Below are 26,730 nucleotides of genomic sequence, written 5' to 3'. Positions count from 1 at the left end.
GAGCTTCGCCAGCGTAGGGGGGATGCCTCACCTCCTTGCCCCTTCCCAGGCCGGCGCGGTGGACCAGCTAACCGAACAGACCCGGAGGTGGGGCCTGGTCAGCGCTGACGACCGGGGCAGTCAGGCCCAGGTGAGCCCATCCCGCGGCCGTAGCGACCCGACCACGCGGCGTTCGCATGAGTAGGCCTTCACGGATCAGGAACGGTTCGTACACGTCCTCGACCGTTTCGGTTGGTTCGGACACGCTTATGGCCAACGTCGACAACCCCACCGGACCGCCCCCGAACCGCTGGCACAGAGCCCCCAGCAGTGCCCGGTCGACCTTGTCCAAGCCGCGTTCGTCTACCCCGAACAGTTCGAGTCCGGCCCGGGCTGCCTCCCGGTTCACCAGCCCATGTCCGCGTACCTCGGCGAAATCCCGAACTCGTCGGAGCAGGCGGTTGGCGATCCGGGGCGTTCCCCGGGCCCGACGGGCGATCTCGACCGCTCCGTCTTGTTCGATCTGGACGCCGAGAATTCCGGCTGCTCTCACCACGATGGCCACTAGGTCGGCGGGCTCGTAGTAGTCGAGGCGGGCCACCAGTCCGAACCGGTCTCGAAGGGGCCCGGTGATCAGACCGGTACGAGTGGTGGCTCCCACCAGGGTGAACCGGGGGACGTCCATGCGGATGGAGCGGGCCGCCGGGCCCTTACCCAGCACGATGTCGAGCTGGAAGTCTTCGATGGCCGGGTAGAGGACCTCTTCGACGGCTCGGGACAGCCGGTGGATCTCGTCGATGAAGAGGACATCGCCCTCCTCCAGTTGGGACAGGATCGAGGCCAGGTCACCGGCCCGTTCCAAAGCCGGTCCGGAGGTGACGTGGAATCCGACCTCCATCTCGGTGGCGACGATCCCCGCCAGGGTGGTTTTGCCCAGGCCGGGTGGCCCGGCGAACAGGAGGTGGTCGGCGGCCTGACTGCGGAGCTTGGCCGCGCCCAAGATGATCGACAGGTGTTCCTTGAGTTCGGCCTGTCCCACGAAATCGCTGAGGGTGCGGGGACGTAGGCCGGCTTCGTCGGAAGCCTCCGACGGCTCGACCGGCTCGGGATCCAGCAGTTCGTCACGCACGTCAGCGCCCACCCGACAGCCGCTTCAGTGCCTGACGGAGCAGGTCACCGGCATCGGCACCACTCAGATCTGCCGTTGCGGCCGCGATCTCCTCGGGGCCGTAGCCGAGACCGGCCAGGCCTTCTCGCACGTCGGACAGACCCGAGCGCGAGCCGTCACGCTCGGCGTCGCCGTCACCGTGGCCGGCGGGCCGGTCGTCGTTGTCGGGAATGTCGTCGAGACGGCTCTTCAACTCGATCAGCAACCGGGCTGCGGTCTTGCGGCCGACACCGGGTACGAGGCACAGCGCCGTCACGTCTTCTTCTGCCACCACACGAGCGAGTGTGGCCGGAGGGTGGACCGACAAGATGGCCAACGCCAGAGCCGGGCCCACTCCGTGCGCTCCGAGAAGAGCCTCGAAGGTATTGCGCTCGGACTCGGAGACGAAGCCGTAAAGGGCCTGCGCGTCTTCTCGGATGTGGTGGTGGATCCACACGAACACATCGGCCCCCAGATCTCCGAGCCGGGCCGAGGTGGCGGGACCGGCCTGAACCCGGTACCCGACCCCTGACACCTCGACCAGCACCTCACCGGAGATCGATCGGCTCACCATCCGGCCGCTCAAGGAGCCGATCACCGGGCGCTCCTGGCGCCCGCGGCGCTGGCGACCCGCCGAGCCATCCCGGCCCGGGCCAGATGGCATAGCGCCAACGCCGCGGCATCGGCGGCATCAGCAGGCCGGGGCGGGGACTTGAGCAGCAGCAGCCGTTGGACCATGGATTGAACCTGGACCTTGTCGGCCGATCCATCTCCGGTGACGGCCAGCTTCACCTCGTTGGGCGAGTACTGGACGACCTCGCACCCAGCTCCCACCGCTTCGGCCATAGCCAGGCCGCTGGCCTGACCCACCGACATCGCCGTTCTGACGTTCACCTGAAAGAACACCCGCTCGACAGCGACCACGTCAGGGCGCAGCTCGGAGATCAGCTCTCGGAGGTCTCGCTGAAGGTCGGCCAGCCGGACCGGCAACGGGGCGGTCGGATCGGTCCGCAGGACGCCCAGTGCCTCAGCCCGGGGACCGTTGGAGGTGGCCCGAACCGCGCCGTACCCACAGCGCGAGAGCCCCGGATCGATACCCAATGCGAACACCTGTACGACGCTAGCAACTGGGTGGGGACAGCCGGCGGACCCGAGTCGAACCACTGCCATTCGGGCACGCCGCAAGCGGGCCGCCGACTGACATGCCGAGCGATGAGTGCAGAGACGAGTCCGGATCTCTGTGGCAGGGCTCGGAGACCCTGACCAATCCCCAGGGTCGGTGGGTGTGAGAATGACGCCCACCTTCCCCAAGCCGGTCAAGTAGGCCGCCCCGGAGCCGATGAGAGTTTGATGTCGAGCGCCTCCCCAAGAACCGCATCCCCACCCGATCCGGTGGTCGAGCTCGTCGACGTCAAGCGAAGCTTCGGAAGCGTCCACGCCCTGGCCGGGCTGAACCTGGTGGTCCCCTCCAATCGGATCACCGTTCTTCTCGGCCCCAACGGCGCTGGCAAGACCACCGCCATCCGCATGATCACCGGAGCCTTGGACGCCCACAGTGGAACGGTGCGTACCTTCGGCCTCGACCCATCCCGTCACGGTGAGCAGGTGCGGCTCCGCTGCGGGGTGGTTTCGGCCAAGCCCGCGCTCTACGACCGGCTGGATGCCCATTCCAACCTGGCCTACGCCGCCGAGCTCTACGGCCTCGGCCGCGGACCATCGGTGGATGCCCGCATCCGAGAGGCGGCCGCCCGCTTCGGAATCGACCACGCCTTGGACCAGCGCGTCGGTGGATTCTCGACGGGCATGAAGACCAGGCTGGCTCTGGCCCGGTCGATCCTCCACCAACCAGACCTGCTGCTCTTCGACGAGCCGACGTCGGGCCTGGACCCCGAGTCCAGCCACGCCGTGTTGGAGATGATCAGGGAGATGACCGACAACGGCCGGACGGTCGTCATGTGCACGCACCTCCTGCTGGAAGCAGAAGGTTTGGCCGACACCGTGGTGGTGATGGAGGACGGACGAGACCTGGTGGCGGGGACCCCGAGCCAACTCACCCGCCAGTTCTGGCCCGGCACCGTCGTGCTCGTCGGGGCCGAGAACCCCGAGATGTTCGCCACTGCGGCTGAGATCGGGGGAGTCAGCCTCGTGGAACCAGATTCCGATCCGAACCGTGTTCGGCTTCACCTCGACGGTGACCACCACACCCCAGATGTGGTGAGGGAACTTGTTACCCGTGGGGTGCGTCTCACCAGGGTCGAGCTGATCGAGCCGTCCCTCGAAGACCTGTACTTCGCGGTCCGCACCAAGAAATCGATCGCCGACGACGGCGGACGCCAACTCACTCCGTCGGGGGCGGAGGTGGTCACCGACAGACACCGACAGGTGGCAGCCCTAACCGGATGGCCGAGCTCCGAGGAGACCCAGTGACCGAACCGACCTCAGCTCCGACGAAACCGGGCTGGCGCAACCTGAACTGGGGACGGGTGCTGATCGTGGCCCGTTCCGACATGCGTCAGCTCCTGGAAGACAAGGGATTCTGGATGCCGATGGTGCTTTTGGGCGCCATCTTCTTCTTGTTCATCCCCACCGTTCTCCTCCTGTCGATCACCAGCATCGGCAACGTCGAGGTCGTCTCCCAGATGTCCCAGACGCTAAAGGTGCTACCCAAGTCCGCGCAGGCCCAGATCGAAGGACAGAGTGACCAGGGCCGCACCGCCTACGCCTTGGCCGTGTTCTTGTTGGCCCCGGTGGCGATCGTGGTGCCCCTGACCATCTCGACGGCCATCGGCGCGTCGACCATCGTCGGTGAACGAGAACGTGGCACCGGGGAGTTCCTGGCCCACTCCCCTGCCCACGAGCACGAGATCTATCTCGGCAAGCTCCTCGCCAGCCTCCTTCCCGGCTACGTGACCACCATCATCGGCTTCGGCATCTACTCCTTGGTGGTCAACCTCTTCGTGGGACCAGAAGTGGGCGGATGGTTCTTCCCCACGCCTCACTGGTGGGTGCTGATGTTGTGGGTGGTTCCACCGTTTCTGGCCCTGACGCTGTCGATCGTGTTGCGCTTGTCGGCCCGGGTGAAGAGCACGGCCGCTGCCCAACAGGCCGCTGGGCTGGTGACACTTCCGATGATCGGCATCGCCTACAGCCAGAGCACCGGCGCCCTGTTCGGCGCCCAGGCTGCGGGTCTTTACCTGGGTGGGCTGGCTTGGATCGTGGCCGGCTTCGGCCTCGCCCGCGGGATGCGCGCCGTCAGCCGATCCCGCCTCCTGGGTGTCGCCGACGGCGTGTGACCAGCGGTCAGACTGCTGATCGGATAGCGGCCAGCAGTTCCTCACTGCGACGGAAAGTGGCCCCGGCGAACCCGCGGTGAACGTAGGTGACCAACCCGGCCCCATCGACCACGAAGACGCATCGACGGTAGAAGCCGACCGGGCCCAGCACCCCGTAAGCACGGCCCACATCCTTGGCTTCGTCGGCGAGCAGCGGAAAGGCGAAGCCGTTCTGCTCGGTGGCGAAGTCCTCATGGCTGTCGAGGCCCTGTGGGCTGATGGCCAGAATCTGGGCGTCCAACTCCTCGAACTGGGCCACGTCTTTGCTGTAGCTGTTGAGTTGCCGGGTGCACACCGGCGTGGAGTCTCCGGGGTAGAACACGAGCACCACCGGAGCCCCCCGCAAGTCCGAGAGCCGATAGGTGGATCGCTCGCCATCACGCACCCCAGCCAACTCGAAGTCAGGTGCACGATCGCCGGAGGACAGAGCCATGGCACGGACCCTAACGGATGCCCTCGGCCCACCCGCGCCCCCGACTGGCACCTGACTCAGGCCAGTTCGGCGAGGACTTCGTCGGGGATGTCGAAGTTGCCGTGAACCGCTTGGACATCGTCGAGATCATCGAGGGCGTCTACCAGGTCTAGGACCTTCTTGGCCGCGCCCTTGTCGTCCAGGGTCACCAGGTTCTGGGCGACCATGGTGAGGTCGGATTCCTCCACCTTGTAACCGGCCTCTTCCACCGCGGTCCGAACGGCGTGGAGATCGGTCGGGCCGGTGGTGACCCGCCAGAAGTCTCCTTCACGCACGATGTCCTCGGCGCCGGCATCAACGGCGGCCATCATGAGGTCGTCCTCATCGACGCTGCCATCGACCAGCATCGTCCCCTTGCGGTCGAACTGCCACGCCACCGCGCCAGGCTCGGCGACAGAACCGCCGCGCTTGGTGAACACGCTCCGCACGTCTGATCCGCTTCGGTTGCGGTTGTCGGTCAGGACGTCTACCAGCAGCGCGACACCACCGGTGGCGTACCCCTCGTAGGTGATCGACTCGTACGCGACTCCCTCGAGTTGGCCCGAGCCTCGCTTGATGGCCTTCTCGATGGTGTCGAGCGGTACCGACTGGTCGCGGGCCTTTTGGAACATGGTCCGAAGCGAAGGGTTCATCTCGGGGTCGGGGCCACCCTCGCGGGCGGCAACCTCGACCTGGCGGATCAACTTGGCGAACACCTTGGCCCGCTTGGCGTCGGTGGCGCCCTTCTTGTGCTTGATGGTTGCCCATTTGGAATGGCCGGACATGGAGCCTCCTCGGCGGTTCTGTTGTGGTCCGGTGAGGACCGACATGGTCTAGGCCATGTGGGGGATATGGGTGATCAGGTCAGGTCATCGAGAGGAACATCTGGTGGATGCGCAGATCATCGGTCAACTCGGGATGGAAGGCCGAGACCAGAACGGATCCGGCTCGACACAGGACCGGATGGCCATCCACCGAAGCCAGGACCTCGACGTCGAGGCCGACCTCTTCCACGAAGGGGGCCCGGATGAACACAGCGTGGAACGACTCATCCAGTCCGGCCACCGCCAGGTCCGCTTCGAAGGAGTCGACTTGGCGGCCGAACGCATTGCGCCGAACGGTGATGTCGATTGCTGCGAAGCTGCGTTGATCGGCACGACCGTCCAACACCGTGTCTGCCAGAACGATCATGCCGGCACATGTACCCATGGCCGGCATGCCACCGGCCAGGCGTTCGGCCAGGGGTGCGGCCAACCCCGACGAGGCCAGCAGCTTGGACATCGTGGTGGATTCTCCGCCTGGGATCACCAGTGCGTCGACATCACCCAGTTGCTCGGGCGTACGCACCTCGACGGTGACGGCGCCCAGAGCAGCAAATGCGTCAGCGTGAGGGCCGACCGCTCCTTGTAGAGCCAGCAGTCCGATCTTCACCGGTGACCGATCCTGGAGGTTCCGACGGGCTCGGGCCGTCGGAAGCGGTGTTGGAGGAGCGGGCGGAACGGACGGAACGACGAGGCAAGTTCGGTCACCAACCCCGATCGGCGAAGGTCTGCTCGAGCGAGCCGATCTCCAAGCCCGGCATGGCCCGACCCAGACCACGGCTCACCTTGGCCAGGATGGCCGGGTCGTTGTAGTGGGTGGTGGCCTCGACGATGGCCTTGGCCCGAGCCGAAGGGTTGTCGGACTTGAAGATCCCCGACCCTACGAACACAGCTTCAGCCCCGAGTTGCATGGCCAACGCGGCATCGGCGGGGATGGCCAGACCGCCGGCGCAGAACAACGGGACCGGGAGGTTGCCCGTCTGGTGCACCTCTTGAATCAGAGGTAACGGGGCCTGGAGCTTCTTGGCCCAGTCGAAAAGCTCGGCACTGTCGGCCTGGGTGATCCTGCGGATGTCGCCGGTGATTGAACGAAGGTGACGGACGGCCTCGACCACGTTGCCGGTTCCGGCCTCGCCCTTGGAGCGGATCATGCAGGCGCCTTCGCTGATCCGGCGCAGGGCTTCACCCAGGTTGGTGGCACCGCACACGAAGGGAACGGTGAAGGCCCATTTGTCGATGTGGTGAGCCTCATCTGCTGGGGTGAGGACTTCGGACTCGTCGACGTAGTCGACGCCTAGCGCCTCGAGGATCTGGGCTTCGACGAAGTGACCGATTCGGGCCTTGGCCATCACCGGGATGGTGGTCACGGCCTTGATGCCCTCGATCATCTCGGGATCTGACATGCGGGCCACGCCACCGTCACGGCGAATGTCGGAGGGCACCCGTTCCAGAGCCATGACCGCAACCGCACCGGCGTCCTCGGCGATCTTGGCCTGTTCCGGGTCGACCACGTCCATGATCACGCCGCCCTTGAGCATCTCCGCCAGGCCCCGCTTGACCAGCCTGGTACCGGTCTCGGCGGCGGAATTCGGGGAGGAAGAGGTGGCGGACATGGTGTCCAGTGTAGGGATGCCCATCGGCGCGGCAGAAGCCCAAAAACGGGGTGACTCTGCCGGTATGGCCAACAGGACTCTTCGATCAGTTGATGGTGGTGACCCCGCCACTGCGGGGAAGCTCGACCCAGGTATTCCCGGGCGTCAGCAGGATCGGGTTTCCGGATCGGTCGGTGAGTGTGGCGGGCTGATCCTGGGCCAAGCGGGTCCATCTACCCCACACCACCTTGCCATCGGTGTAGACGAACAGCTCGCCCTCGCCGACGGTGTGGGCCTCGGGTGACCGGGTGTCGGCCGCGCTGCGCCCGTACTCTGTGACCATCACCACGATGTTGGCGGCGCTGACCCGCGTGCCGTCGGCGGCGTTGTGCTCTCGATCGTTCTGGGATCGCAGGTACAGGCGTGTACCGGGGTCCCAGTGCCATGACACCGGCGACGAGTTGGAACCTCCACCCCAACCAAGCTGCACACCTTGGGCTGGTTCGGCCAGCGGTGACGGGGGCTGGTCATCGGCTCGGAACTGAAAGATCGGGTTGGGTGGGGCCGTGGCTTCAGGCCGCCGGCCCCACAGTTCGTCGGCCTCCACGAACAAGTTGTGGGGCGCTCGCCGCCCGGGCTCGCGCGAGTACGACGAGCTGGCAGCATCATGCCCCACGTCCAGCAAGAACGGCGATCGACGCACCTCACCGACCACGCCGTCGTTCCCGCCCGACCACGCGAACAAGACCGGGCCGAGTTGGGGCAGGAGGATGACGTCGGTGGTGCGGGCCGAGCGGATCGGGCCAATCCGGCCAGGGGCCTTGGAATGGAACACGGCAGCAAAGCGCGTGATGTTGCCTTCGACGATCTCCTCGAACACCACATCGGCCCGGGAGACCCCGGCCTGGGGTAGTGCCGACTCAGGTCCCCGGTCCAAGTTGTCGATCTTGGCCACCAGCGCGGGCCGGTTCACCAGCGCGGGGTCGGCCACCTTGAGACCGGTCAGCGGGGCTACCGGACCGGAGGCAGGCTCGGTGGTGGTCGCAACCTTGGTGGTGGTGGTCGTGGCTGCCGTGGTGGTTGATGCCGCCGGCTCGGCGTCGTCACCACCTCGCAACGCGAAGGCGACAGCCCCGATCAGGACTACGACGGCGGCGATCACCCCGCCGATGATCCGCGGATCGATGCGTGAAGTCGAGGGCTCGGTCATCGACTACAGGTTGCTCTCCGGCGGGCAAGTTGTGGTGGATGGACCGGGCGGCCACGGCTCCTCAGCCTCGATCCGCCGATCGAACTTGGGTCCTTCTCAATTCTTCCTGGTCACCCAGGTGAGACGGGTCTCTGTGCGGCCACCAGAGGTCCCGCACACGCCAAGCACTGGATCACGACGGGTGGTAGTTCTGGATCAGAGCTCGCGGAGGGCCTCGATGCGGTGCTCCAACGGCGGATGGGTGTCATACATCACGTTCCACTGGGCGAGGTGTCCTTGCTCATCGGTGACGGCCAGCGGAGCCGCCAACCAAAGGTGAGCGGTGGAACGCCCCGCGGCATGCACCACCGTCGGCTCTCCGCTCATCTTCTCCAACGCCGATATGAGCCCGGGTGGGTACCTGGTCATCGCCACCGCGGCCGCGTCGGCTTCTATCTCCGTGCTTCGACTGACCGCGAGGTGCATCATTCGCGACACGACGGGGGCAAACACCAACAGGGCGAATCCGAGGAGGGCAATGGGACGGGCGGCACCGTCTTGGCGTTCTTGGTGACCGTGTCGACCACCGTTCCACCACGCCAGTCGGATCAACATGTCCGACAGCAGCGCCAGCGGGCCGAGCAGGCAGACAGCCAGAGTGGCCACCTGCACATCGTTGTTCTTGATCCGGCACAGCTCGTGGGCCACAACCGCTTCCAACTCCAGCCGGTCGAGCCGTTCGAGCAACCCGGTGGTCACCGCGAGCGTGGCGTGGCGATGGCTTCTACCCGCGGCCATGGCGTTGGGGGCGTCGTCGACTATCAGCCGGATCGACGGTTTGGGCAGACCGCCGGCGATGCACAGACCGTCCACGATGTTGTGGAGCCGGGCGTAGGTGACCTCATCGGCCACTCGAGCTCGACTGAATCGGACCACGACTCGATCGGCTGCTAGCCACGCCAACCCAGCGGCATCGGCTGCGACTAGCAGGGCCACCATCGGCACCTTCACCCCGTCGAATCCGGCCAGGAGCAGTAGCGCCCAAGTGATGGCGCTCGCGCTCACTATGAACACGATGACCAACGCCGCGGTGCGGCGGCGGGTCCGTTTCGCCTCTTCGTTCACGTCGGAAGACCTCGGCGGGTCAGTAGTCGTTGGGGCCGGTCGTAGCGCTCGGTTCGCCGCCAGCGGCGAACGGCTTGCGGCTCTCGAACTTGAATCGACGAGCTATGGCCGACCAGGGAACGGTCTCGATCTTGGTGTTGTAGACCGCGACCGAGGCGTTGTAGACCTTGGCCGCGGTGGCGACCTGGCCGGGGTCCGAGCTGGCCTGGGCCTGCTCCAGGGCTGCCCACGCGGCGTCGACTTCAGCCCGCACGCCCACCAGGCTCTTGTAGAAGTAGACGTCGAGAAGCACCAGCAGGGCGATGATCACGACCACGGCGATGACGACGGGAATCACTGGATCTCCAAGATGGATGGTCGTGCACCGGTTGCTCGGAGCGCACGGTTGGATCGGGCCACTCTATGGGAGGTCCAGCCGGCCGGAGTTCATCTGGTGGAGGACCGATTACCGCGCGTCGATCGCCAACCCCGGGGTTGGGCCGTGGGGGTGGTGACCTGCCGGTAGAGCTCGACGTAGTGGGATGCGAGGCTGTCCATCGAGAACTCCACGGCTCGATCTCGACCAGAGGACACGAGGCTTTCTCTCAGGTCCGAGTCGATCAGCACTCGGGTGATGGCGGCGCCGAGGGCATTGGCGTCGCCGGGCTCCACCAGCAGGGCATCTCGGTCCGAACGGGCCACCAGCCTGTAGCCGCTCAGGTTTGACGCCACGATGGCGGTGCTGGCGGCCATGGCCTCCAACAGGACCACGCCGAAGGACTCGCCGTGCAGCGACGGAGCGCAGAACACCGTGGCGGCAGCCAAGCGGCGCCGCTTGTCGAGGTCACTGAGACGACCGAGCCATTCGATCCTCGGGTCTCCGGCGTGTCGAACCTTGAGCCGTTCGGTGTCGGGTCCGTCGGATCCGATCCAGATTCTGATGTGCTCGGGTAGACCGGGCAGCGCGTCCAGGAGCACATCCAACCCTTTGCGCTCCTCGTGGCGCCCTAGGAAGAACACGGTCGGACCCTCGGTGGGCCACGGGTCCACGTCGGTGAAGCGATCTATCTCGATGCCGTTGAACAGACGCTCGTAGGTTCCGCCGAGGTGGGTGGTGGCCAGCGCCTCAGCCTCAGCAGACACGGTGGCCCGCACGTCGATGCGCTCGGCCAACCAACGCAGGGCCGGGTTGAGGAACTGGTACGACGCGTGGTTACCGGCGGCGTGGAACGTGGCGACGATGGGAGCGGGCTTGATGAGGCACGCGGTCATGCACGGGCCAGGAACCATCGGTTCGTGGATGTGAAGAACATCGAAACCTTCGTCTCGTACAGCTCGGATAAGCCGGAGTTGGGCTGATGGATCCGGTGCGATCGGGGCAATCGAACCGTTGGCCGCGGTGGGGACGCTGTTGCCCAGCGGGGTGACCCATCCATCGGGGGGAGGTCCATCCGACGGAGCGAGAACGCGGGCCATGTGACCTTGTGATCGAAGAGCTCGGGCCAGGCCGAGCACCTGTTCCTGCACGCCTCCGGGAACGCTGATGCTGTACGGGCAAACAAGTCCGACCCGCACCTCAGCGGACCTCGTGATCGCTGGGCCAGTTGGGCTGGAGCAGGTGCCATTGTTCTGGTGCTCGTCGAATCATGGCTTCGAACTCGTGGGCCATGGCCTGGGTGATGCGAGCCACGTCTTCGCGGAGCTTTCCCTGACGTGTCGTGTCGAGCGGAGGCCGGGCCACCCCGAAGTGCACGTTGCCGTCGAAGTAGGTGGTGGCGGGAACTATGGGCGCACCCGAACGAAGGGCGAGGGTGGCAGGTCCGGCGGGCAGGGTGGTCCGTTCGCCGAAGAAGTCGACCTCCACTCCTCCGCCGGCCACGTCGCGGTCGCTCAGCAGAGCCAGGACCCGGTTGGCTTTGAGGGCCTTGGCCGCGGTGGTGCCCGCGTGGGCGTCGAGGGGGACGACCTCCATTCCGAGCTTGGATCGCAATCCCACGAACCATGCCGCCAGCTCTGGAGGTTCCACCGCCTCGACCACGGCCGTCACCGGTACGTGGTGACACGAGGTCAGCCAGAACGCCGACCACTCCCAGGCTCCGAGGTGGGGCATGGCCAAGATGCAGCCCTTTCCGGCTTCGAGGGCAGCGAAGATGTGATCCGCGCCTTCGGTGTGCAGGCGATCGTCCAACACCGCCGGCGGAGTTCCCGGCAAGCGGAAGGACTCAACCCAGTAGTGGGTGTAGTGGGCGAAGGTGGCTCGTACTGCCCGTTGGAGCTCCTCCTCGGTCAGGTCGGGACGGACCCGGAGTTGGTGGCGACGGACCATCTGTCGTCGGTCGTCCATCACACGGGCCGCCAGGCGGCCGACGCCGGCGGAAAACGGGCCGACCGCTCGCTCAGGCAGGGCGCGCGCTACCGCGCTTCCGAAGCGATAGGCGGCGTAGGCCGGTTCGATGGCCAAGGAGCGTCAGCGAGGCGGGCGAAGTTGGGTGCGGCGCCGCACCTGGCGGGTGGTGGAGCGTGCCACTCGACGATCCTGTCGGTTGCGTACACGGGTTCGCGGGCGGTCCATTGAGCGTTCGGCCAGGGTGGGGACCGATGCCGTGGCCTGGTTCCACACCTTCATGAACCGGGTGACGGCGGTGAGCGCGGTGCCGGCCAGCATCACCCACAGGATCGGGATCAGGAACTGGCTGAACAACAGACCGAGAGCCAGGGCGATGATCCGCTCGGCCCGCTCCATGAGCCCGCCTCTGGCATCGAAGCCTAGGGATTCTGCCTTGGCCCGCTCGTAGGAGATCAGCATCGACAGCGCCATGATCGCCATGGGCAGCAGGGCGATCCGTCCCGGGTGGTTCGTAGCCAGGTACCAGGCCACACCCATGAACATGAGTGCGTCGGTGAAGCGGTCTGCCACGGAATCGAAGAACGCACCCCGAGGCGAGGCGGTACCCGACGCCTTGGCCACCGCGCCATCGAGCACATCGGGCAGGGCGGTAAGAGCTAGTAGCAGCAGCCCGAGGCGAAGAGCGCCCATGCCTATGGCCACCGATGCCCCGAAAGCCATGGCCACGCCGAGCATCGTCAGGTGGTCGGCGCGTATGCCGGTGCCGTGAAGTTGCTGGCCGACTGGCTTGAGCTTGCGTTCGGCGTCGGCACGGAAGTGACCGTCGAACATGGTGTTTCCTCCGAAGGGACGAATCTGCTTGCAGAAGTTAGCACCCTTACCTGTTCTTGCACAGGTCTAGTCGCGCCAAACCGAGTTCACCCGTCATTTCATTCCGCCCGAGGCTGGGCCGCCTCCCACGCCGACTTCCCTGCCGACTCACTCGTCGGCCCGCCGCAGGGACTCAGGTCTGGGTCAGGTCACCGTCTAGGTCGGACCAGTCTTCGGGGTTGTCCTCGGTGAACCAGTCCACGATGGCTCCATCGACCCCGTCGACCATCACCAGACCACGGCGGGTCGGCGGGTTCTCGGCCGAGTAGAGGAGGATCCTCCAAGTCGGGCGGCTGGCCAGACCCCGCCAACCCAACTGAGCCGATGCGTGACCGACTGGGAAGCCGACCTGTTCGGTGGCGGCCACCAAGGCATCTCGCTCATCCACATCTAGGTTCCAGCCCGCCAACAAGTGGTAGAGCCCTATCGCCACCAGGGCCACTCCACCCCACAGGTAGCCCACGTTCACCAGCACGGCATCCTCACCGAAGGCGAGGTACCCGATCACCATGGCGGCACCGATGCCGATGTAGAGGTAGCCGGGAACCCGACGGCGGTTGTTGTTGGGGAACACGTAGGGCCCGACGAACTCGGACGCGTTGAGGTCCTCTGGGAGCTCGTCTCTGACCTCGTCGTCTGGGGGAACCTCTGCCATCACCCTTGACGGTACCGAGGCTCGAGGCCATCAGCCCAATGCGGCGGCCATGGCGACCTCCTCAGGTCGGCCAAGCCGACGTCAGCTTGTCCCACGAGGTGACCAGCGGTTCGGGCAGGACCCGGGTCTCGGCCACTGCGGTCATGAAGTTGGTGTCACCCGACCAGCGGGGCAGGCAGTGGACGTGGAGGTGGTCGGGCACACCGGCGCCGGCACCCGCACCCAGGTTGACTCCCACGTTCACCCCATCGGGCCGATAGGCAGCCCGGATGGCCGCCACCGCGGCGTGCACCAGCGACCACAGCTCGGCCGACTCATCGGCGTCTAGGTCGGCCAGGTCGGCCACCGCCCGGTTGGGCAGCACCATCAGATGACCCGAGCCGTAGGGGAAGGCATTGAGGACGGCGAAGCACCGCTCGCCACGGTGCAGCACTCCAGACTCCCGGTCGGGCAGATCGCTGGCCAGGATCCGTTCGAACAGCGAGCGTCCCTCGATGTCGGGCCGCACCTCGGCGTCGTCGTCGCTGACCCGGGTGATGTAGGTGGTCCGCCACCCGGCCCACAGCCGCCCGAGTGCGGGGGTGGGTCCGCCCCCAGCCGCTGGCACTCCCCCGGGCCCAGCGGGAGCGGTGGGATCGGTGCCGCTCACCGAGCCAGGTGGACCTGGTCGTCCACCTCGTCCACGATCCGCTGGGCGAACACGTCGAGGGAAACCCCTCGCTCCACCTCACCGCCGCGCGGGTTCACACCCACGGTTCGGGCCGCCACGTCGTCGTCACCCACCACCAGCACATAGGGGATCTTCTCGCCCTTGGCCTTGCGGATCCGGTTGCCCAACTTCTCGTCCGCGTCGACGCCATCGGCTCTGATGCCCAGCGCAGCCAGCTCGTCGACCACCTCGGCGGCGTAGGTGTCGTGGTCGTCGCGCACCGGCAGGACCCGGACCTGGACCGGGGCCAACCAGGTCGGGAAGGCACCGGCGTAGTGCTCTAGCAACACGCCGAAGAATCGCTCCACCGACCCGAACAGGGCGCGGTGCAACATGATCGGCCGATGGTGCTTGCCGTCCTCCCCCACATAGGTGAGGTCGAAGCGTTCGTTCATGTTGAAGTCGTATTGGATGGTGGATAGCTGCCAGCTCCGCCCGATGGCGTCCTTGACCTTGACGTCGATCTTGGGTCCGTAGAAGGCGCCGCCGCCTTCATCGACCTCGTAGTCCAAACCTTCGGCTTCCAGGGCTGCACGCAAGGCATCGATGGCCGCGGCCCACCCCTCATCGGTTCCCACCGACTTCTCGGGGGGTCGGGTGGACAGGTTGGCTTCGAAGTCGTCGAACCCGAAGGCGCGCAACACCGACAGCACGAAGCCCAGCAGGCTGCGGATCTCGTCGTGGGCCTGCTCGGGCGTGCAGTAGATGTGGCTGTCGTCCTGGGTGAAGCCCCGGATGCGCATCAGCCCATGGAGCGTGCCGGACTTCTCGTAGCGGTAGACCGACCCCAGCTCGAACAGGCGCAGGGGCAGCTCCCGGTAGGAGCGTTGGCGCGACCCGTACACCAGGTTGTGCATCGGGCAGTTCATGGGCTTGGGGTAGTAGCGCCCGTTGTCCATCTCCATGGGCGGGTACATGCCCTCGGCGTAGAAGTCGAGGTGACCCGACGTCTCGTACAGACGACCGTTGGCGATGTGGGGCGTGTAGACGAATTCGTAGCCGCCCTCTTGGTGGCGGGTACGGCTGTAGTCCTCCATGAGCTTGCGCACGATGGCACCCTTGGGGTGCCACACCGCCAGACCACCGCCCAACATCTCGGGGAAGCTCAACAGATCGAGTTCGGTGGCCAGCTTTCGATGGTCTCGCTTGGCCGCCTCCTCCAAGCGGTGGAGGTGGGCCTCGAGATCGGCCTTGGTGGCCCACGCCGTGCCGTAGATGCGTTGGAGCATCGGGTTGCGTTCATCGCCGCGCCAGTAGGCGCCGGCCACCCGCATCAGCTTGAAGTGCCCGAGGAAGCGGCCGGTGTCGGGGACGTGGGGGCCTCGGCACAGGTCGACGAACCCGGGGTAGCCGGCGAAGGGCGGCTCGGCCCACGGTTCGGTGGGAGGGTTCTCATAGGTACGCACCACGCCCGCGGCGGTGGCCGACATGGGGTCGTCGGTCTGACCGTCGATGATCTCCAGCTTGAAGCGATGCCCGGCGAACACCTCACGGGCCCTGTCCTCGGGGATCTCGTCGCGCACGAATGGTTGGGCCTGAGCGAGGATCTCGCGCATACGAGCTTCGATCCGTTCGAGGTCTTCGGGAACGAACGTCCCCGCCCGGCCATCGGGACCGGCCGGGAGCTCGAAGTCGTAGTAGAAGCCGTCTTCGACCGGTGGCCCGATGGCGAAGGTGGCACCGGGGAACAGTTCGAGCACGGCCTGGGCCATCACGTGGGTGGTGGAGTGGCGAATCGTGTAGAGCCCTCGTTCGGATCCCGCCGTAGCGATCTCGACCTCGTCGCCATCTTGGAGCACCCAGTTCAGGTCGCGTTCGGTGTCGTTCACCACGCCGATCACGGCGTCCTTGGCCAGGCGGCGTCCGATCGATTCGGCCAGACCGAGCACCGTTGTCCCCGCTGGAACCGAACGTTGCGACGCGTCGGGCAGCTTGATCGTGATGTCGGCCATCGTCGGATGGTAGGCGTTCGCCCACCCCTCCCCGAAGGTGGATTCGGCCCCTGGCCGTCAGGTGGTGAGGTGGGCTCGCCGCGGCGGGTTGCGCAGCACGTCGGCCGAGGACCGGGGCCGGGTGGCTCGTACGAACTCGCTGTCCTCGGCGTCGCTGGCGCCGTCCGCGTTGGCCGGAGCCGCCACTGGTTCGGAGTGGCCGTTCTTGTGGCCGTTGTGGCCGTTGGTTCCGGTGTGGCCGTTGGCTCCACCGCTGCCGTTGCGAGCTGGTACCGGGCGCAGTTCGGCCTCTGCCGCCGGTTCGGGCGTGGGACGAAGGTCTATGACCGGCTCGACCGGGGCTGGCTTGCGGCCGGCGGCGTACTCGTTCACGTATTCCTGACCCGACAGTTCTCGGATCTCGTACATGACCTCGTCGATGATCTGGCGCAGGACCATGTGGTCATCGGCTCGGCTCATGTAGCGGGTGACGTCTATCGGGCGCCCGAAGGTGATGGTCACCGGCATTCGCAGCCTGGGGAACTTGGCGTCGGGCGGCATGACGTCTCGGGCGCCACGGATTCCGATGGGGATGATCGGTGCGCCGGTACGCAGCGCCAGCCGGGCCGGGCCGGTCTTGCCTCGGTAGAGACGGCCGTCACGCGACCGCGTGCCTTCGGGGTAGATGCCGAACAGCTCGCCCTGTTCGAGGAGGCGCTGAGCGGTGGCCAGTGCCCGTTCGGCGGCGTCTCCACCGCTGCGGTCGATGGGGATCATGCCCAGAGCCGGGAACAGACGGCGGGTCTTCCAGTCGTCCATGTACTCGGCCTTGCCCACATAGCTGACCCGTCGTGGAAGCATGGCGGGAACGAAAAACGAGTCCAGCACCGAGGTGTGGTTGGGGCACAGAATGGCCGGCCCCGCCGCGGGAATGTTCTCCAAACCCTGGAGGTCGAACCGCCAAGCGGCGCGAAAGATCGGTGTGAGCACGGCCTTGGCGACCGGGTACAGCTTTCCTACGTCTTCCGAAGTCATAGCGGACCTTCATCATGCCTCATCTGGCGCCGCGGTGCGTACCAGTTTTCGTCAGAGTGGATGAGACTGCAATGAATTTGATCGTGACACCAGAAGATGTCACGACTTCTGACGGGGTGTCAGGATCAATCCATGGTCATTTCCACGCCAAGAAGCCGGGCAGCGGTCGATACACCACTCCCCGTGGCCGCTGCGGCGTCGATGGCGGCAACGGCGGCCGGGGTGTCCAGGTCTGAGTCGAGCGCGGCCCGCACCTCATCGAGGGCAGCGTCGCCACTCCCGGCCTTCTCCCAAGCCGCCAGGCGGGCCGCCGCTTGGGGCATGACCTCGTCGTGCCATTCCCACGGCGTCCGGTAGTGGTGGGCAAGGGTGGCCAGCCGGATGGCCCGAGGGTCCCACTCCTTGCGAAGCTCGCTCACGAACACCAGGTTGCCCAGCGACTTGGACATCTTCTCGCCGTCCATCCGCACCATGGCCTGGTGCATCCAGTGGCGCACGAAAGGCTCTCCGGTGGCGGCCTCGGACTGGGCCGACTCGCACTCGTGGTGGGGGAAGATCAAGTCACTGCCACCGCCGTGCAGGTCGATGGTGGTGCCCAGTTCGCGCAGCGCCAACGCCGAGCACTCGATGTGCCAGCCGGGGCGGCCCGGACCCCACAGCGATTCCCATGCCGGTTCGTCAGGGGCCGACGGTTGCCACAACACGAAGTCGAGGGGGTTGCGCTTGTTGGGGTCGTCAGGGTTTCCGCCCCGCTGGGCCGCTAGGTCCAACATCTCGGTGGTGTCGTAGTGGCTGATCTCACCGAAGGCCGGCCAGGAGGCGACATCGAAGTAGACGGCACCGCCGGACTCGTAGGCGTGGCCCCGGTCCAACACCATCCCGATGAACCCGCGGATGTCGGAGATGGCCGACGTCGCCCGCGGTTCGCTCCACGACGGCAACAGACCCAGGGCTTCCACGTCGGCATCGAATCGGGCGATCTCCCCCGCCGCCAGGTCCAGGTAGTGCACTCCCAGCTCCCGCGCCTTGCGCAGGAGGTCGTCGTCGACATCGGTGATGTTGCGGACGCAGCGGGTGTCGTGGCCGCGGTCGCGAAGCCGACGCTGGAGCACGTCGTAGGTGAGGTAGGTGGCGGCGTGACCGATGTGGGTGGCGTCATAGGGGGTGATGCCACACGTGTACATCGTGACCACCGGACCCGGTTCGAACGGGACGATCTCCCGTCGGGCCGTGTCGTAGAGGCGCATGGGCTCGGGGGTCATCACGCCTCCTCCGTCCCGGTTGCGGCTTCGGGCGAGGCCTCCGCCGGACCGACCGGCTGCGGCTCGGGGATACCGGTGAACTTGACCGCCACCCTGGTCCGGTAGTGGACGTTGAGCTGGAGGAGAACGGCGGTGAACGACTCGATTGGGGTGGCCTGGGACAGGCCGCCGGCGTCGAGCGGACGCATGTTGGGCACCGCCGCCACGATCGCCGAGGTCACCTCGGTGGCATCAGGGAAGTCCGAACAGATCAACACGTCGGACTCGATCGGGTGATCGAGATCCCCGAGCTCCTTGGCCGGAACGTGGTGGAAACCGGCCGCCACCCGACAGCCCGGCACCGCGGCCTGCACGCTGGCGGCCACCGAACCCCGGGGCGGAACCAGAGGTTGGAACTCCTTGCCGATGCGGGTGAGGGCGTTGGCCATGCAGATCACGACCTTGCCGTCGAGGGCGTCGGCGACCGAGGTGGCGGTGCCGTAGGCGGCGTCCCACGGCGTGGCGATGACAACCACGTCGGCCGCCGCGGCCGCGGCATTGTCTCCGGCGGTCACCGACAGGTTCAGCGCTGGCCACTGCTCGTGCAGCTTGTCGACCACCTCCATGGCCCGATACTTGGACCGAGAGCCGATGACCACGTCGAACCCCACCGATGCCAGGCGCACGCCCAAAGCGCTGCCCGCGGGTCCGGTACCTCCAAGGATGCCGATCTGCACGGCGCAACCCTAGGGCCAACCTCCACGGTTACCTCAGGTAGCCGGGCCGAGTCAGCGCCCCGATACCGTGCGTTGATGCCCGACGCCGTCGTTCCCCCCGAGCCGGCCGTCGAGCTTCGCGGAGTGTCCCTGGTCCGCGACGGGCAACGGATCCTGCGCGACATCGACTGGACGGTGGAACCTGGGCAACGGTGGGTCGTGCTCGGTCCCAACGGGGCCGGCAAGACCACCCTGCTTCGGATCGCTTCCTTGTGGGAGCACCCGACAACCGGGTCGGTAACCGTGCTGGGCGAGCGTCTAGGCCACACCGACGTCCGCCAGCTCCGGACCCGCATCGGGGTCGCCTCCCCCGCTCTGGCCGACCAGTTCCGGCCCAACCTGTCCGTCGCCGATGTGGTGATGACCGGCCGCCGAGGCGCCCTGGAACCGTGGTGGCACACCTACGACGAGATCGACCGGGCCCGCACCGCCGACGCACTGGACGCGGTCGGAGCCAGCGCCCTCGCCCGCCAGCGCTTCGGCACCCTGTCCTCGGGTGAACGACAACGGGTTCAGTTGGCTCGCACCCTGGCCACAGACCCCGATCTGTTGATTCTGGACGAACCAACCGCCGGTCTCGACCTGGGTGCCCGCGAAGAGCTGGTGGGCCGACTCGGCCGCTTGGCGGCCGACCCCCAGACCCCGCCGGTGATCCTGGTCACCCACCACGTAGAAGAGATCCCACCAGGCTTCACCCACGCCATGTTGATGCGCGATGGCTCCACGGTTACATCAGGCCCACTCCCGACAACCATCACCGCCAAGTCCCTGTCCAAAACCTTCGGAATCACCGTAGAACTTGCAGTAACCGATAACCGCTACCGAGCCTGGTCAACCCCAGACCAGCCAGCAGACGCCGACTGAACGCACCGATGACAACGGCGGGTTCCAGCAGTCAGTGCGTTTGATGAGTGACCTAAGCTTCATGGCCGTTCACCGCTCGCCGGGTGCTGGAAACGCAACAGCCTACCAAACGAGTGTCATGATCTGCTGGTCCAACTCCTTGAGGTAATCGATACCAAATGGACCTGATTCAAGTCCCTCGATAAGTACTGTTGGAATATCATTGTCGTAATCCACTGACCAGGATGCCGATGCGAGAGCAATAGTCGCTACTGTGTCGACGTCCCCGCCAAGGTCGACGCACCCGCGCAGCAATTCAGCAAGCGATCGGTGTCGTGAAACCGCCGTGAGCGCAGCGCTAACACAGTCAACTCCATTCATTGACACTCGTCCCTTCCATGGCATTCTCCAGGGCCCTGGCACGTACTCGGCAACAAACTCCGCCAATCTGTCAGGCGCACCAATCTTGTAGAAGAAGTAGTGAACCATCAAGGCTGCCGCCATGGACGAGGAAACGCCTCCTGGCGTGTCATGTGTAACTCGCGCCTGCAACTCAGCGCACCACAACAGCTCCTCAACATTGGCAATCAGACCGATCGGACCAGCTCGCATCGCTGCACCACTACGATCACTTTGGGGGCGAATTCGTGCAAGGAAGTCATCACCATCCGTGACGCGTTGCAAAAAGCGCCCGAACCGAGGCGCATATCCACCTCGGGGATCCCGCTTGAAAACTCGAACAAATGAGTCAGCAATGAGATCAGGTGACCACAATTCACCAGAAAGGAGCGCCTCCGTTATGGCAAGTGTCATTTGCGTATCGTCGGAGTATCTACCAGGTTTAGCTAAACTCAAGGCTGGCCGATGATATCGGTCCAGCCTATTGAACGTACGTATATAGAACCCATTTCGGAACTCGAATCCAGCACCATAGGCATCGGCGATCGCCAACTCTACCAACATCTCGGCTCACCGGAGGACGGTCGGAACTGTGTCGCACTGTCAAAACTCATACGTCGCCAGACGTCCGGAGTAGGCCAATGCCATGCGCCAAACAAGCCTATCACCGCCATGACCAAAGGACCCTCATGTCTTGTCGGACGCACCTTTGGCCCGAGCGCGAAAACCACATAGCAATCCAGCACGATAAAGCACACCCCACGACAAATACGATCCAGCCACGACAGAAGTAAGCATTGCCATCACCACCGGCCACGGCAATATTGGATCATCAACTCCAGCAGCAACGAATGTAATGATCAGAATTAGCGGCGGGTCAATAGCCACAACAGGCGACACATTGATTCGAACGCCACGAACACCAGCCCGGAAGTGTACCATTCCAACTCCAATTTGATATAGACACTTTACGGACAATAATGCTGCCGCAGTATGGAACACTACCTCCGATGTCGGCGTCATTTAACAACACGCTGACCAAGAAATCCCTTTACCCATTCCCACCCCTTCGGCCATGCCAGATTGGACGCGTCCATTGCCTTCTCTACTCCCGAAGAGTATTTCGCCTTCCCAAGCATTCCAGATTTCAGGTAGTTTAAGAAGGATTTTCCACCATTCATAACCCAAGGTGAGTCCGCCCCCCAATGAGTGACTATTCCACCACCCTGTCCGATAACAGGGAAGGACAGGAAGTCCACAAGCATCATCGACATCACCCCCGCCTTAAACCAGCCTGAGCCCTCATCCGCACATTGGCCAGTATTGGTCGCCCCGATTGCGTTCGTAGTCGCAGTTATGGGGTTTACCTCGAGCACCCCGCTCGAAAAATCTACGACCTCCTGTGCCGCTTCAGGGTGCTCATCTCGTATCTCGTCGGTAATTGTATTACAGCTCTCATCCGATGGTCCATACTGAATACAAAAATTCCCAGGCAGGTCGATTCCTAGACCCAAAGGATCACCAAAATTGGATGGGTTACCGTAGACGTATCCATAGGGTTCTTCGGTGATTGCGACTAGTGGGTCGAGGGTTGTGAATTGGCCGGTTGTGGGGTCGTAATGGCGGGCTCTTAGGTAGATGTAGCCGGTTTCTGTGTCGTGGTATTGGCCTGTGTAGCCGTTGAGCGGTTGTTCGAGCCACCAGTTGGTGTTGGCGGTGATTTCGCCGTGAGCGTTGTAGGTGATGGTGTTGCGGGTGGTGCCGTTGGCGTTGGTTGTGAGTCTTGTGGAGGCCTGGTGGTCCTGGTGGAGGTAGATGACTTCACCGGTTTTGTTGATCTGATAGATCGGTGTCCCACCAGGACCGTAGATCACATACGTGCTCTGGCCTCCTTGATGCTCCGCGAGCAGTAGCGGGAGGCCGGTTCCGGCGGTCCAGGTGTGTTCTTTACGCCACTCGGCACCGGCACCAGCCGTGTTGTCTAGTTGTTTCGCGGTGCGCATTCCGGTGGTGTCGTATTCGTAACGGTAGGTGCGGGTCGGGGCCCGAAACACGCCGATCACATCGATTGCCACATCGGTTTCGGTCCATGACCCGACGGTGATGGTTCCGGTGTCGGAGAGGGCGACGATCATGGTGGTGGACGCGTGTTGGGCGGGGTCGAACACCACGATCCCACCATCGAGCTCACCCTCTTGTGCGCCGACACCGACGACACCAGCCGCGGTCGGGTCGATCGCGGTCACCGAAACCATCACCGCAGTGATATCACCAGTGAGTCCGCCCTGGCCGGTGACCTGAACGTCGACAGGGTTCATCGCTTGCAGAGTGCCACACGGGTTTGCGTCACAGGTCCCGGTGCCGTTTGTGGTGTCGACGAGGCGGGTGGGGGCATCGAGCAGATCCAAGCCGAGCCCGGTGTCGGTTCCGGTGGGGATCTTCCAGTACCCGGTGACCGCAACACGAATGCTGGTGGGACCAGCGGTGTTGAGAGTGATCGACCCGTCCGGGGTCAACGGAACCGTGAACACACCAGCAGCCCCGACACTCCCCGCCTCCCACGACAACTCACCCGCTGATGCGATCCCGTTCGGGGCGACCCGTACGTGGCCGCCAGTGGAGTTTTGGGCCACGATCGACACCGTCACCGCGTTCACCCCAGCAGCGGGGATGCCGCCGTGACCAGCGGTCGCGATGTCGGTTTCACCAGCAGGCAGGGTCCCGCACGGCGAACCATCACAAGTCCCGACACCCGAGACCGATTCGGCGGTAACAGCAGGAGTAACCGGCCAGTAGTTCAACGCCGGAACCCACGGGGACGGCGCCCGGAAGTAGCCGACCACATCGACCGACACATCCACCCCAACATCAGAAGCGAGCACGATGGTGCCGTTGGCGGCGACCTTCGCCGTCACCGTCTGAGCCGACGTCTGCCCGGCATTCAGTGGAAGGGTTCCGGCCGCGGCGTCCCCGGCCGGGTTCACCTCCAACCAGCCATCCGATGTGGTGCCCGATGCGACGATCGACACCACCACCGCCGTCACCCCCGTAGCCGGGACACCACCAACACCAACAACCTTCACCGCCACCGGATCACCAGCGGCGATACGGGCACACGGCACCCCATCACAAGTACCGGTGCCCGCCGCGCTGTCCGCGACACGGGTAGCAGAAACGGGGACGTACTGGCGGACAGTGTCGTCTTGCCATGTCGTCGGCAACACCGCCGACGTCATGCGGTTCTCGGCATCAAACCCATACGTCGCGGTCGCACCCGACGCGAACGTCATCGACGTCCGATTACCGCGGGCGTCATAACCGAAGGTGGTCGCATCCTCAGGTGTGGTCCCACAATCACCACCCTCGACGGTTTGCGATGTCCAACACAAGCGCTGGGCGGGGTCGAACACCTGCAACACACCATCCGCATCCACCAGGTTCGTAGCCGCATCAAACCCGAACCCCTCCGTCCCAGTCGAAGTGAGGCGGTCCCGGTCGTCATAGGACCACGACCGGTTCTGACCAGCGACCACGCCGGTCCCGGTGACGGTGGTGACCTGGCCCTTCAGGTCGCGGGGCCCATACGCGAGGCTGCCCAGCATTGTCGAGCCGCGGTTCCAGGTGACACCGACCATCCGATCTGCCCGGTCAAAGCTGTACACGTCACGGTTCTGCGACGACACCGGGAACACCGTCTCGGACCAGTTGCTGTTCTGGTCATAACCAAACGTGGTGAGCCGGTCCGCCCAATCCGTAACCGACACCATCCTGCCGGCCCCGTCGAAGGCCCTCGTCACGGGTGTGGACTGACCGGGGTAGGAGATCGACGTCAGGTTCGACATGTCATCCCAGCCATAACCAGTGGAACGGCCGTTCACATCGGTGTGGGACTTCAACCTGGAACGCTGATCCCACACCCACATCTCAGTGTCACCGCCCCGACTGGCATGGGTACGGCGGCCGATCACGTCATAGGTGATGTTCTCAACATCAGGAGTCCCAGGATCCGCGTAATCCACCCCAACCGGACGCCCCGCCGGATCATACGAGTAGGTCACACACCCGGTCTTGGGTGAGACAGCGCAGTTGCCGCCGGGTTGGGTGATCGTCCCCAACCGGCCCTCACCATCCCAGCCATAGGAGGTGACCTCCCCGGCAGGGTCGCGCTGCGAGACCAAACGCCCCAGACCGTCATAGCCATAGGCCCAAGCCCCGCCCTGCTCTCCCAACTCGTTTACGAACCCCACTCTGCGACCATCCGCGTCATAGGAATAGGTGCGGGCACCGGGACCGGGTGGATCCACCGACGTGAGCCGATCCACGGCGTCATAGCCATAGGTGGTCACGTCACCTGTGGTGACCGTCGCTGACAAGCCGGTCTCCACCCGGATCATGTTCCCGTTGGCGTCGAACCCTGTCTTCACCCGGTTGCCCAACGGATCGGTCTCCTCGATCACCCGACCAAACGCATCAGACACCACCGTCGTCTTCCACAACTGCGGATCTGCGCCAGCCAAATTGCCTTTCGGGGCCACCACCCACTCCAGACGCCCGATCGAGTCATAGTCCATCGACGTCTTGTTGCCCTCCGGGTCCGTCACCGACACCAAATCACCAGTCAACTCGTCGTAGGTGTACAGCCAATGCTCACCCCGACCATCGACCACCTCACGCAAATCCTCGCGATGAACCGGGTCATACACCAACGACGACACCGCCTCATCAGGAGTGCCAGCGGCTTCCACCACCGTCTCCGGCATACCATCCGCGTTATAGGCGACCGTCGAAGTCACCACCCCCACCGTCGACACCAGCAACGGGGCCCCCGTCTCACCCACCGACACCGACGTCACCTGATCAAACAAGTTGTAGGTCCAACGCGTCACCCGACCCGACGCATCACGGGCCATCACCCGATTCCCACGAGCATCATTCTCAAACACCACCACCCCGCTGGGAGACGTGACCTGCTCAAGCGCCAACGTGTCCGGATCGCGGACCAGCGTGGTGACCGTTTCGACTGCAGTTCCGGGGGCCGACACCGTGGACGTGTGAACACCCGCAGTGTTGTAGTAGTCGATTCGCTTACGACCCGACCCTGAAGTGATCGTGGTCGCACCCCGCACCGGCGTAAAATATTCGAACCTAATCAGCTCACCATTTTCATTGGTTTGGGTAGCAACACGACCCAAATGGTCATAGGTGTTAGCAACTACATCCCCAGCCGCTCCACCGTCGTGGCGAGGTTTGCGCATCGACTTCAACCGGTGCCCCTCATAGGTGTACGACCAAACACCACCACCAACATCGGTGAACCTGACCAGGTCACCAGCCCCATCATATACCAAACCAATCGAGCGAGTTCCGTCAGTCACCGATTCCAACCTGCCCGCATTCCAACCAAACACCAGCTGACGGTTCGCCTCGTCCACCATCGACAACGCCTGCCCACCACCATCACGGGCAATGGTGGTCTCGTTCCCGAACTGGTCACCAAACCCGACCAGGCGTCCTGCCGCGTCAAACCGGAACCTCTCGAAATGGTTCCTCGTGAACAACCAGCCACCACCAGGCGCCGCCACCAACGACGCGCTAAACCGGTCCGGCACCACCCAACCACCCGAACCATCCGGCGAGAACCGCACCGTCGACCCGCCCTCTTGAGTCACCACCCGATCCACACCATCGGCGGTCACCGCCATGGACAACACCGACGACCAACCAAACCCCACCCCCCGATCCACCCCAGAACCCAACGAGTTATACGCCAAATCAAACCTCAACCCGCCGCCCCGACCAGAAACCCCCAACCCTTCCAACCCCATATGTTGATTACCAGTCCGGGTATCAACCGGATCACCAAACACCTGCTGAATCGCACACGGCAAACACAAAGCCGGATTAGCCCCAAATGACTCCGACTCCTCAATCAACCCATTCGGGCACCCCGGCGGCACATACGGCGCCCCACCCGTCACCGTAAATCCCGCCGACCATTTCAAATCCGCACCACCCAACCCACGCCTAGTTTTGATCGAAATGGTGAACCGCTGCGAAACACCCGTATCATTCGTATACGCATACCCCACATGACTGGGCAGATCAAACTTTCCCAGAACACCACCCGTGGCCACATTCAACGAGAAAGGATTATCAGGATGACTCGGACCATCAAGATCAGACGTCTTATAAACCTCAATATGACTATCGAACTGCAGCCACGTATGCGACCTTTCCGCCGTCGAAAAACCCGAACCCTCCTGATCCGCCCACAACGACGCACCCGCCGGAACCCACACCGTGACCCAC

General features: G+C 64.6%; 24 protein-coding genes. 3 read left to right on the top strand and 21 right to left on the bottom strand.

Annotated features, from left to right (window positions below; all coding sequences use genetic code 11):
- Positions 1–67: 67 nt before the first annotated feature.
- The 3 genes from ruvB to ruvC are packed head-to-tail and all read right to left on the bottom strand — an operon-like array spanning position 68 to position 2,236.
- Positions 68–1,120 (bottom strand): Holliday junction branch migration DNA helicase RuvB, encoded by a 1,053-nt coding sequence (ruvB, locus tag IPG97_09565; protein MBK6856773.1) that lies wholly within the window; start codon positions 1,118–1,120, stop codon positions 68–70.
- Positions 1,110–1,724, bottom strand: coding sequence for a Holliday junction branch migration protein RuvA (gene ruvA / locus IPG97_09560; protein MBK6856772.1), 615 nt, complete (start codon positions 1,722–1,724; stop codon positions 1,110–1,112). Before ruvA ends, ruvB begins: the two co-directional genes overlap by 11 nt.
- Positions 1,721–2,236: a crossover junction endodeoxyribonuclease RuvC gene (gene ruvC, locus IPG97_09555; protein MBK6856771.1), complete on the bottom strand. Its 516-nt coding sequence runs from the start codon at positions 2,234–2,236 to the stop codon at positions 1,721–1,723. The genes ruvA and ruvC overlap by 4 nt, the downstream gene beginning before the upstream one ends.
- A 240-nt stretch (positions 2,237–2,476) precedes the next feature.
- Here ruvC and IPG97_09550 point away from each other — a divergent pair, with 240 nt between their 5' ends.
- Both IPG97_09550 and IPG97_09545 read left to right on the top strand, forming a co-directional pair.
- Positions 2,477–3,553, top strand: coding sequence for an ABC transporter ATP-binding protein (locus tag IPG97_09550; GenBank protein MBK6856770.1), 1,077 nt, complete (start codon positions 2,477–2,479; stop codon positions 3,551–3,553).
- Positions 3,550–4,419: an ABC transporter permease subunit gene (locus tag IPG97_09545; GenBank protein ID MBK6856769.1), complete on the top strand. Its 870-nt coding sequence runs from the start codon at positions 3,550–3,552 to the stop codon at positions 4,417–4,419. The genes IPG97_09550 and IPG97_09545 overlap by 4 nt, the downstream gene beginning before the upstream one ends.
- Before the next feature lie 7 nt (positions 4,420–4,426).
- Here the strand turns inward: IPG97_09545 and IPG97_09540 are convergent, their stop codons facing one another.
- From IPG97_09540 to npdG, 16 genes are all read right to left on the bottom strand, one after another.
- Positions 4,427–4,891 carry a peroxiredoxin gene (locus tag IPG97_09540; GenBank protein ID MBK6856768.1) on the bottom strand — a complete coding sequence of 155 codons (465 nt, stop codon included), beginning with the start codon at positions 4,889–4,891 and terminating at the stop codon, positions 4,427–4,429.
- Between the two features lie 56 nt (positions 4,892–4,947).
- Positions 4,948–5,694 (bottom strand): YebC/PmpR family DNA-binding transcriptional regulator, encoded by a 747-nt coding sequence (locus IPG97_09535; protein ID MBK6856767.1) that lies wholly within the window; start codon positions 5,692–5,694, stop codon positions 4,948–4,950.
- Positions 5,695–5,773: 79 nt separating this feature from the next.
- Positions 5,774–6,334, bottom strand: coding sequence for a pyridoxal 5'-phosphate synthase glutaminase subunit PdxT (gene pdxT / locus IPG97_09530; GenBank protein ID MBK6856766.1), 561 nt, complete (start codon positions 6,332–6,334; stop codon positions 5,774–5,776).
- Between the two features lie 100 nt (positions 6,335–6,434).
- Positions 6,435–7,343, bottom strand: a complete 909-nt coding sequence (gene pdxS / locus IPG97_09525; GenBank protein ID MBK6856765.1) for a pyridoxal 5'-phosphate synthase lyase subunit PdxS — start codon at positions 7,341–7,343, stop codon at positions 6,435–6,437.
- Between the two features lie 85 nt (positions 7,344–7,428).
- On the bottom strand, positions 7,429–8,532 hold the full coding sequence (locus IPG97_09520) for a DUF3048 domain-containing protein (protein MBK6856764.1): 1,104 nt from the start codon (positions 8,530–8,532) through the stop codon (positions 7,429–7,431).
- A gap of 195 nt (positions 8,533–8,727) precedes the next feature.
- Positions 8,728–9,636: a M48 family metalloprotease gene (locus IPG97_09515; GenBank protein MBK6856763.1), complete on the bottom strand. Its 909-nt coding sequence runs from the start codon at positions 9,634–9,636 to the stop codon at positions 8,728–8,730.
- Between the two features lie 19 nt (positions 9,637–9,655).
- Positions 9,656–9,973, bottom strand: coding sequence for a LemA family protein (locus tag IPG97_09510; GenBank protein ID MBK6856762.1), 318 nt, complete (start codon positions 9,971–9,973; stop codon positions 9,656–9,658).
- Between the two features lie 89 nt (positions 9,974–10,062).
- A complete protein-coding gene (locus IPG97_09505) occupies positions 10,063–11,190 on the bottom strand; it encodes a glycosyltransferase family 4 protein (GenBank protein ID MBK6856761.1) in 1,128 nt (375 codons plus the stop codon).
- Position 11,191: 1 nt separating this feature from the next.
- On the bottom strand, positions 11,192–12,076 hold the full coding sequence (locus IPG97_09500; protein MBK6856760.1) for a phosphatidylinositol mannoside acyltransferase: 885 nt from the start codon (positions 12,074–12,076) through the stop codon (positions 11,192–11,194).
- 6 nt (positions 12,077–12,082) lie between these two features.
- Positions 12,083–12,793, bottom strand: coding sequence for a CDP-alcohol phosphatidyltransferase family protein (locus tag IPG97_09495; protein ID MBK6856759.1), 711 nt, complete (start codon positions 12,791–12,793; stop codon positions 12,083–12,085).
- A gap of 172 nt (positions 12,794–12,965) precedes the next feature.
- Positions 12,966–13,487 carry a hypothetical protein gene (locus IPG97_09490; GenBank protein ID MBK6856758.1) on the bottom strand — a complete coding sequence of 174 codons (522 nt, stop codon included), beginning with the start codon at positions 13,485–13,487 and terminating at the stop codon, positions 12,966–12,968.
- Positions 13,488–13,548: 61 nt separating this feature from the next.
- Positions 13,549–14,094: an HIT domain-containing protein gene (locus IPG97_09485; protein ID MBK6856757.1), complete on the bottom strand. Its 546-nt coding sequence runs from the start codon at positions 14,092–14,094 to the stop codon at positions 13,549–13,551.
- 38 nt (positions 14,095–14,132) lie between these two features.
- Positions 14,133–16,148: a threonine--tRNA ligase gene (gene thrS / locus IPG97_09480; GenBank protein MBK6856756.1), complete on the bottom strand. Its 2,016-nt coding sequence runs from the start codon at positions 16,146–16,148 to the stop codon at positions 14,133–14,135.
- A 57-nt stretch (positions 16,149–16,205) separates the two neighbouring features.
- On the bottom strand, positions 16,206–17,162 hold the full coding sequence (locus IPG97_09475) for a 1-acyl-sn-glycerol-3-phosphate acyltransferase (GenBank protein ID MBK6856755.1): 957 nt from the start codon (positions 17,160–17,162) through the stop codon (positions 16,206–16,208).
- A 125-nt stretch (positions 17,163–17,287) separates the two neighbouring features.
- The gene (locus tag IPG97_09470; protein ID MBK6856754.1) at positions 17,288–18,409 is read right to left on the bottom strand and encodes a cysteine--tRNA ligase; all 1,122 of its coding nucleotides are present in this window, start codon (positions 18,407–18,409) and stop codon (positions 17,288–17,290) included.
- A gap of 14 nt (positions 18,410–18,423) precedes the next feature.
- The gene (gene npdG / locus IPG97_09465; protein MBK6856753.1) at positions 18,424–19,140 is read right to left on the bottom strand and encodes an NADPH-dependent F420 reductase; all 717 of its coding nucleotides are present in this window, start codon (positions 19,138–19,140) and stop codon (positions 18,424–18,426) included.
- A 75-nt stretch (positions 19,141–19,215) separates the two neighbouring features.
- On the opposite strand from npdG, the gene IPG97_09460 reads away from it, so the two are divergent.
- Positions 19,216–20,043 (top strand): ABC transporter ATP-binding protein, encoded by an 828-nt coding sequence (locus tag IPG97_09460; GenBank protein ID MBK6856752.1) that lies wholly within the window; start codon positions 19,216–19,218, stop codon positions 20,041–20,043.
- Between the two features lie 102 nt (positions 20,044–20,145).
- On the opposite strand, the gene IPG97_09455 is transcribed toward IPG97_09460, so the two are convergent.
- Entirely contained in the window at positions 20,146–20,985 is an 840-nt protein-coding gene (locus IPG97_09455) for an ADP-ribosylglycohydrolase family protein (GenBank protein ID MBK6856751.1), read from the bottom strand.
- A gap of 455 nt (positions 20,986–21,440) precedes the next feature.
- The gene (locus IPG97_09450) at positions 21,441–26,123 is read right to left on the bottom strand and encodes an RHS repeat-associated core domain-containing protein (GenBank protein MBK6856750.1); all 4,683 of its coding nucleotides are present in this window, start codon (positions 26,121–26,123) and stop codon (positions 21,441–21,443) included.
- Positions 26,124–26,730 lie beyond the last annotated feature (607 nt).

The organism is Microthrixaceae bacterium (genome assembly GCA_016702505.1).
Lineage (GTDB): Bacteria > Actinomycetota > Acidimicrobiia > Acidimicrobiales > Iamiaceae > Aquihabitans.
The sequence above is the reverse complement of the archived record's forward strand: the minus strand, read 5'-3'. Positions and strand labels throughout refer to the sequence as shown.